7 protein-coding genes, 3 tRNA genes and 1 pseudogene are annotated in these 6,752 nt (G+C 50.6%); all 11 read left to right on the top strand.

Annotated elements, in window-relative coordinates; genetic code table 11:
- Positions 1–82 precede the first annotated feature (82 nt).
- Positions 83–156 (top strand) — tRNA-Arg (locus ACE5LO_RS27535).
- Between the two features lie 42 nt (positions 157–198).
- Positions 199–278 (top strand) — tRNA-Leu (locus ACE5LO_RS27530).
- Positions 279–285: 7 nt separating this feature from the next.
- Positions 286–359 (top strand) — tRNA-Pro (locus ACE5LO_RS27525).
- A 121-nt stretch (positions 360–480) separates the two neighbouring features.
- Complete coding sequence (locus ACE5LO_RS27520) at positions 481–1,176, top strand: BofC C-terminal domain-containing protein (protein ID WP_375523103.1); 696 nt, start codon at positions 481–483, stop codon at positions 1,174–1,176.
- Positions 1,177–1,325: 149 nt separating this feature from the next.
- Entirely contained in the window at positions 1,326–1,829 is a 504-nt protein-coding gene (gene ruvC / locus ACE5LO_RS27515; protein WP_375523102.1) for a crossover junction endodeoxyribonuclease RuvC, read from the top strand.
- Complete coding sequence (ruvA, locus tag ACE5LO_RS27510; RefSeq protein WP_375523101.1) at positions 1,826–2,443, top strand: Holliday junction branch migration protein RuvA; 618 nt, start codon at positions 1,826–1,828, stop codon at positions 2,441–2,443. Before ruvC ends, ruvA begins: the two co-directional genes overlap by 4 nt.
- 36 nt (positions 2,444–2,479) lie before the next feature.
- Positions 2,480–3,484 (top strand): Holliday junction branch migration DNA helicase RuvB, encoded by a 1,005-nt coding sequence (ruvB, locus tag ACE5LO_RS27505; protein ID WP_375523100.1) that lies wholly within the window; start codon positions 2,480–2,482, stop codon positions 3,482–3,484.
- Between the two features lie 117 nt (positions 3,485–3,601).
- A pseudogene (locus ACE5LO_RS27500) lies at positions 3,602–3,972 on the top strand (SpoIID/LytB domain-containing protein); the annotation flags it as partial.
- Between the two features lie 8 nt (positions 3,973–3,980).
- The gene (gene queA, locus ACE5LO_RS27495) at positions 3,981–5,009 is read left to right on the top strand and encodes a tRNA preQ1(34) S-adenosylmethionine ribosyltransferase-isomerase QueA (RefSeq protein ID WP_375523099.1); all 1,029 of its coding nucleotides are present in this window, start codon (positions 3,981–3,983) and stop codon (positions 5,007–5,009) included.
- Between the two features lie 24 nt (positions 5,010–5,033).
- Positions 5,034–6,173 (top strand): tRNA guanosine(34) transglycosylase Tgt, encoded by a 1,140-nt coding sequence (gene tgt / locus ACE5LO_RS27490; RefSeq protein ID WP_375523098.1) that lies wholly within the window; start codon positions 5,034–5,036, stop codon positions 6,171–6,173.
- Between the two features lie 49 nt (positions 6,174–6,222).
- A complete protein-coding gene (gene yajC, locus ACE5LO_RS27485; protein WP_375523097.1) occupies positions 6,223–6,549 on the top strand; it encodes a preprotein translocase subunit YajC in 327 nt (108 codons plus the stop codon).
- Positions 6,550–6,752 lie beyond the last annotated feature (203 nt).

The raw sequence follows: 6,752 nt of genomic DNA, 5'->3' as shown, positions 1-6,752 counted from the left end.
CGGACGTGGCTCAGCGGTAGAGCATCGCCTTGCCAAGGCGAGGGTCGCGGGTTCGATTCCCGTCGTCCGCTCCATAAGTTTTGTCCCCTTAGCTCAGCTGGATAGAGCGTTTGACTACGAATCAAAAGGTCGGGAGTTCGAATCTCTCAGGGGACGTTGTTATGATTTAAGGTTACAGAACATATCTTCAGTAAATAAGCCGGTATGGCGGAATTGGCAGACGCGCGCGACTCAAAATCGTGAGGGAAACCGTGGAGGTTCGAGTCCTCTTACCGGCATTTATAACGGGACGTAGCTCAGCTTGGTAGAGCACCTGGTTTGGGACCAGGGGGTCGCATGTTCAAATCGTGTCGTCCCGATTCATAAACAAAAAGAAATCCGTTAGATCCTCTAGCGGGTTTCTTTTTATTAGCAATTAAACGTATAAAGTCAGGTTCCCTCGGTCACACTAACACAAAAAGTGGGATAGAAGGGATTCATGTGAACCGACTCAAACTGAAAAAACAGTTCAGACGCCGTTGGAGACAATGGAGAAGGGCATTATGGACCTTCTTTATGGCGGGCGCTGCAGCTTTTGCTTTTTATACGGTTATGCTGTCTGATCATCTTGAGGATCTTCTGACAGGTGAGGAGCCTGCGACGATGGAGGCCATGGGGCAAGTCGAAGAAGGGAACTTGAAGGATCAGCTTTCCCAGCAGCAGAGGAAGTTTATTGAATCGGTGCGGAATACCGAATTAAGCAGAGAAGTCCATCTGCTTACCAACTATGTCTGCGGGACTGAAACCTCGCTACTCGGCATCTATCAGGCTGACGACCTGGCCTCTTTGCTGACACAGCATCCGGATTGGAGCGGCCGCTTGAACCCCAAAGGAGAGGTGTGGCTTGAACGGGAAGTTGCAGATCTTTCCCCGGTATGTAAAAAAAATTCGTATATGGGAATCGGCTCCGAAGGGCAACTGACTCTGTTTGAAGGTCCACCGCAAAAGGAAAAGGTGATTCGTACCTTTTTTCAGCTTGATATAGGCAGCATGGAAACATCGTTGCCGGAGGGTGTTTTTCAGCAGTTGCGGGATGGAATTCGAATCCAGGATATAGAGGAGTATAACAGTGTGATCTCGACCTTCAGCGATTATGCGGTGGAACAGACACGTAAAGTGATGGGACAGGAATACTAAAAAGATTACAGGCAGAAGGGACGCGCAAAACGCGTCTCTTTTTGCCGTGCCATTTAAAAGAAAGTTTTTCGACTCAAGGCATCAAACATTTGTTATAATGAAGTTAACAATACATATGTTCGCTTTTTGTACACAGGGGAGAGATGGTTTTGCGCATTTTGGGAATCGATCCGGGGATTGCGATCGTAGGCTTCGGATTTGTCGATAAACAGGGCAGCAAGGTGATTCCGGTTCAGTACGGATGCATCCAGACGGAAGCCCGCACGCCAGAGGAAGAACGTTTGCTGCAAGTCTATGAGGGCATGAAGCAGCTGATTGATAAATACAAGCCCGATGCTGTTGCATTGGAAAAGCTTTTTTTCAACCGGAATGTCACCACCGCAATGACGGTCAGCCAGGCGCGCGGGGTGCTTGTGCTCGCTGCCGTTCAAAGCGGTCTCCCGGTTGCCGAATACACACCGATGCAGGTCAAGCAGGCCATCGTAGGTTATGGCAAAGCAGAGAAGCAGCAGGTGCAGGAGATGGTTCGGATGTTCCTGAAGCTGCAAGCCGTGCCCAAGCCGGATGATGTGGCTGATGCTTTGGCCGTGGCGATATGTCACGCCCATTCTTATACTTTAAATTCCAAACTAAATGAGGTATTACGGAGATGATTGACTTTTTACGGGGACAGGTTGCCCATTTGGAAAATGACTATATTGTACTTGATGTGCAGGGAGTTGGATACCGTGTATTTTGTCCCAACCCCTACGCTTTTGCTAAATCCGAAGCAGCTGTAACGGTTTATACCCATCATCACGTGAGGGAAGATGCGATCCTGCTGTTCGGCTTTTCTACCCGTGAAGAACAGCAGCTGTTCCGGAAGCTGATTGAGGTATCGGGAATCGGGCCGAAGGTTGCCTTGGGTATTTTGGGAGGTGGAACGCCTGTACATGTCGTATCCGCCATTTATCAGGAGAATATTGCTTTTCTGACGAAACTGCCGGGAATCGGTAAAAAGACGGCCCAGCGCATGATTCTTGATTTGAAGGGCAAGCTGGACGGCATCGGCTCGGCTGCGATGGACACGGGATTGTTTGCGCCTCCGCAGGCCATTGAGGAAGGGGAGGTTTCGTGTTGGAGCGAGACCCGCGAGGCCCTGAAAGCGCTGGGTTATACGGATGCCGAATTGGACAAAGCATGGGCCAAGATGAAGAAAGATACTTCGCCGGACGACTCTGTAGATATCCTGATGAAACGGGCGCTGCAGATGCTGTTCGCAGGTTAGTCGGAAGGACTGACAGCAGAATAGGAGCGATGCCATATGGAAGACCGGATTATTTCGGCGAACTTAATGATGGAAGACCAGGCGGTGGAGCTGAGTTTGCGTCCCCGCTTTTTGAATGAATATATCGGACAGAACAAGGTTAAGGAAAATCTGAAAATTTATATCGAAGCGGCCAAAATGCGTAATGAGGCGCTTGATCATGTGCTTTTATATGGTCCGCCGGGACTGGGGAAAACGACGCTGGCCAACATCATCGCCAATGAATTAGGCGTGAATTTGCGGACGACATCAGGCCCTGCCATTGAACGTCCGGGCGACCTTGCTGCCCTGCTCACCAACCTTCAGGAAGGGGACGTTCTCTTTATCGACGAAATTCATCGGCTGCATCGAACCGTTGAAGAGGTGATGTACCCGGCGATGGAGGATTTTGCTCTGGATATTATGATCGGCAAAGGCCCCAGCGCACGTTCCGTCAGACTGGATTTGCCTCCTTTCACCCTCATAGGAGCAACGACGAGGGCAGGCCTGCTGTCAGCTCCGCTGCGCGACCGGTTCGGTGTGATCAGCCGTCTGGAGTTTTATACGACGGATGAGCTTGCTTTTATTGTATCACGTGGAGCCGATATTCTCGGGATCAAAATTGTTGGCAATGCGGCGGAAGAAATCGCGCTGCGGTCGCGCGGAACGCCACGGATTGCCAACAGGCTGCTGAAGCGGGTCAGAGATTTTGCGCAGGTACAGGGAGACGGGATGATTACCCAGGCTGTCGCTGAGGAAGCGCTCCAGCGTCTGCAGATTGATCCGCGAGGGATGGACGAAATTGACCATAAAATGCTGAAAGCGATGATTCAGAATTTTCGTGGGGGTCCTGTCGGGCTGGATACCATTGCAGCGACAATAGGAGAGGAAGGCCAGACGATCGAAGATGTATACGAGCCGTATCTGCTGCAAATCGGTATGCTGCAAAGAACACCTCGGGGAAGGATTGCTACGCCTGCCGCCTACACTCACTTGGGTCTGCCCATGCCTGAAGGGAACTGAGGGCATTTTTGGACAATAGAGGATAAAAGTATGATGGCTCATAAGGACGAAGCTGATAAAAAGTGGTACGCCGGCGGCACTACTGCCGATCCGCCGGAAGTATGGAACGGGGAGAGCGTAAAATATCCGGATATGTACCGTTCGGCAATGGGCCGCCTGCCAAGCACGAAGTTTGATATTAGCGGAACAGGCAGTTATACTGTATTAGGCGCTGATGGGCAAACGAACCACATCAGCGGAGCTGCAGGAGCTGAGTCGATTTCCGACAGCGGAGAGAGCACATGGTCCGGCAGCGGCATGGTGGTTATGAACGGGTCCCATAAAGCTCGTGTGATTGATAAGGAGCAGCGCTTCATCTTTACTGGCCAAGGCAACGGTCATGGTCTCGGGTTGCCCCAATGGGAGCCAAGGGGATGGCGGATGAAGGGTATGATTATAAGGAAATTTTGCAACAATACTACCAGAATGTTTCTATAGTTAAGGAATGAAGATATAAATGGATGTAAACTTATATGATTTCCATCTGCCGGAGGAGCTGATTGCGCAGACACCGCTCAAGGAGCGGAGCTCCTCCAGGCTGCTGGCGTTAAACAAACAAAGCGGTAAAATCGGGCATCATACGTTCAAGGATATTGTAAATTTCCTGAATCCGGGAGATACCCTGGTGTTGAATGATACAAGGGTTATGCCTGCCCGCCTTTTTGGAGTTAAGGAAGACACAGGCGCCAAGGCTGAAGTGCTGCTGCTCAAGAATCTGGAGGGTGACCGGTGGGAAGCGCTCGTGAAGCCGGGCAAAAAGCTGAGGAAGGGCACTGTGATCCTTTTTGGTGATGAATTGAAAGCTCGGGTTGATGAAGAAGGCGACATGGGCGCGAGAATCATTACTTTTTCTTATCAAGGCGTGTTTCAGGAGATTCTGGACCGACTTGGGCAAATGCCCCTGCCGCCGTATATCCGTGAGAAGCTGGATGACAAGGAACGCTATCAGACTGTATACGCGAAGCATGAAGGATCTGCCGCCGCACCGACTGCGGGGCTGCATTTTACTGAGGAGCTGCTGGACGAGATCCGCAGCCGCGGGGTGTCCATCGCGTTTGTTACGCTTCATGTCGGTTTGGGAACCTTCCGGCCCGTGTCCGTTGAGGTGATCGAAGAGCATGAAATGCATGAGGAATATTATTCCTTGTCCAGGGAGACGGCCGAGCTGTTGAATGATACGAAGGCACGAGGCGGCCGGATCATAGCAGTTGGAACGACCAGTTGCAGAACGCTTGAGACGGTGGGGAGTGCATGCGCGGGCGGCCCGCTTAAAGAAATGAGCGGTTGGACCCAAATTTTCATGTATCCGGGCTATGAATTTAAAGTGGTGGATGCGCTGATCACCAACTTTCATTTGCCCAAATCAACACTCGTGATGCTGGTCAGCGCCCTTGCCGGCCACGAGCATATCATGACAGCCTACCAGGAGGCGATTGACCGTAAATACCGGTTTTTCAGCTTCGGGGATGCCATGTTTATTTATTAATGATTAGCCTAAGGAGTATATATCATGTCACCTGCAATTACTTATGAACATATCAAAACGTGCAAACAGTCCGGAGCAAGGCTTGGAAAAGTGCATACGCCGCACGGTGTGATCGAGACTCCTGCCTTTATGCCGGTGGGGACACAGGCTACTGTCAAAACAATGAGCCCTGAAGAGCTGAAAGAGATGGATGCCCAGATTATTCTGAGCAATACGTACCATCTCTTCCTTCGTCCGGGCCATGACATTGTCAGGGAAGCCGGCGGACTGCATAAATTCATGAACTGGGATCGCCCGATCCTGACGGACAGCGGGGGCTTTCAGGTATTCTCGTTAAGCGAAATGCGCAAAATTACCGAGCAAGGTGTTGAATTCCGTTCCCATCTGAACGGGGATAAGAAGTTCCTTTCCCCCGAAGTGGCCATGGAAATTCAAAATGCGCTCGGGTCGGATATTATGATGGCATTTGATGAATGTCCTCCATATCCTGCGGAGTATGAGTATGTAAAAAAATCACTGGAACGCACGAGCCGGTGGGCGGAACGCTGCCTCCAAAGCCATGCCCGTCCACATGATCAAGGGCTGTTTGCGATTGTTCAGGGCGGCATGCATGCAGACCTGAGAAAGCAAAGTGCGGCCGATTTGACTTCCATGGATTTCCCGGGGTATGCTATAGGTGGACTGAGCGTAGGTGAACCGAAGCATATGATGTATGAAATGCTGGAGTCTACCGTGCCGTTGCTTCCTTCGGGCAAGCCCCGCTACCTGATGGGGGTGGGTTCGCCTGACGCGCTGATTGAAGGCGCTATCCGCGGTGTCGATATGTTCGATTGTGTGCTTCCAACCCGTATTGCGCGTAATGGCACAACAATGACAAGCCAGGGACGTCTGGTTGTCCGCAATGCCCAATATATGCGTGACTTCGGCCCGTTGGATCCCGCTTGTGATTGCTACACATGCAGAAACTATTCGCGCGCTTATTTGCGTCATTTGATCAAGGCTGACGAAACATTCGGCCTCCGGCTAACAACTTATCATAACCTGTACTTCCTGCTTAACCTGATGCGTAATGTAAGACAGGCCATCATGGAGGACAGATTGCTGGACTTCAGGGACGAATTTTTCGAGCAGTACGGTCTTCATGATAATGAAAAAGGATTCTAAACAAGCCATGCAATGATGCTTTAGGTCTTGAAAGGGGGGAAAGTATAATATGTTGAATTTTGCAGCAGCGGCTGCCGGTGGTGGGACCAATAACCTCTTGGGTATGGTATTGCCGTTCATTCTGATGTTTGCTATTTTCTACTTCCTGCTTATCCGACCACAGCAAAAGAAACAGAAGCAACGCAATTCCATGCTGGGGGCTCTGAAAAAAGGGGATAAGGTCGTCACTATCGGGGGACTTCATGGAACCATTGTAGAGATTACAGATGATATTGTAGTTCTGCGTGTGAACGACGTTACCAAGCTAACGTTTGATCGCAGTGCGATCAGTACCGCTACGGTCGTGAATGAGAAAGCTGGCGAAGCAAGCAAATAACCAGACCATCTAAAAAACCGAGCTCTTTTTGGAGAGTCCGGTTTTTTTGTGAACGTCAAATAGCCCCCACCTATCGGTAAGAGCCGATTTGGACTATATTATTGAGGAATCTTGTTCACCCGGCAATCCGCCGGAAGCGAGGCTGACCACGGCAAGAACGATTCCAACGCGTCGGCATCCAGCGGTCTGGGAAGCTGTGGTAA

Origin of the sequence: Paenibacillus medicaginis, assembly GCF_042138635.1 — a bacterium.
Lineage (GTDB): Bacteria > Bacillota > Bacilli > Paenibacillales > Paenibacillaceae > Paenibacillus > Paenibacillus medicaginis.
Note: the sequence above shows the minus strand (reverse complement) of the source record. Positions and strands in the feature narration are given on the sequence as shown.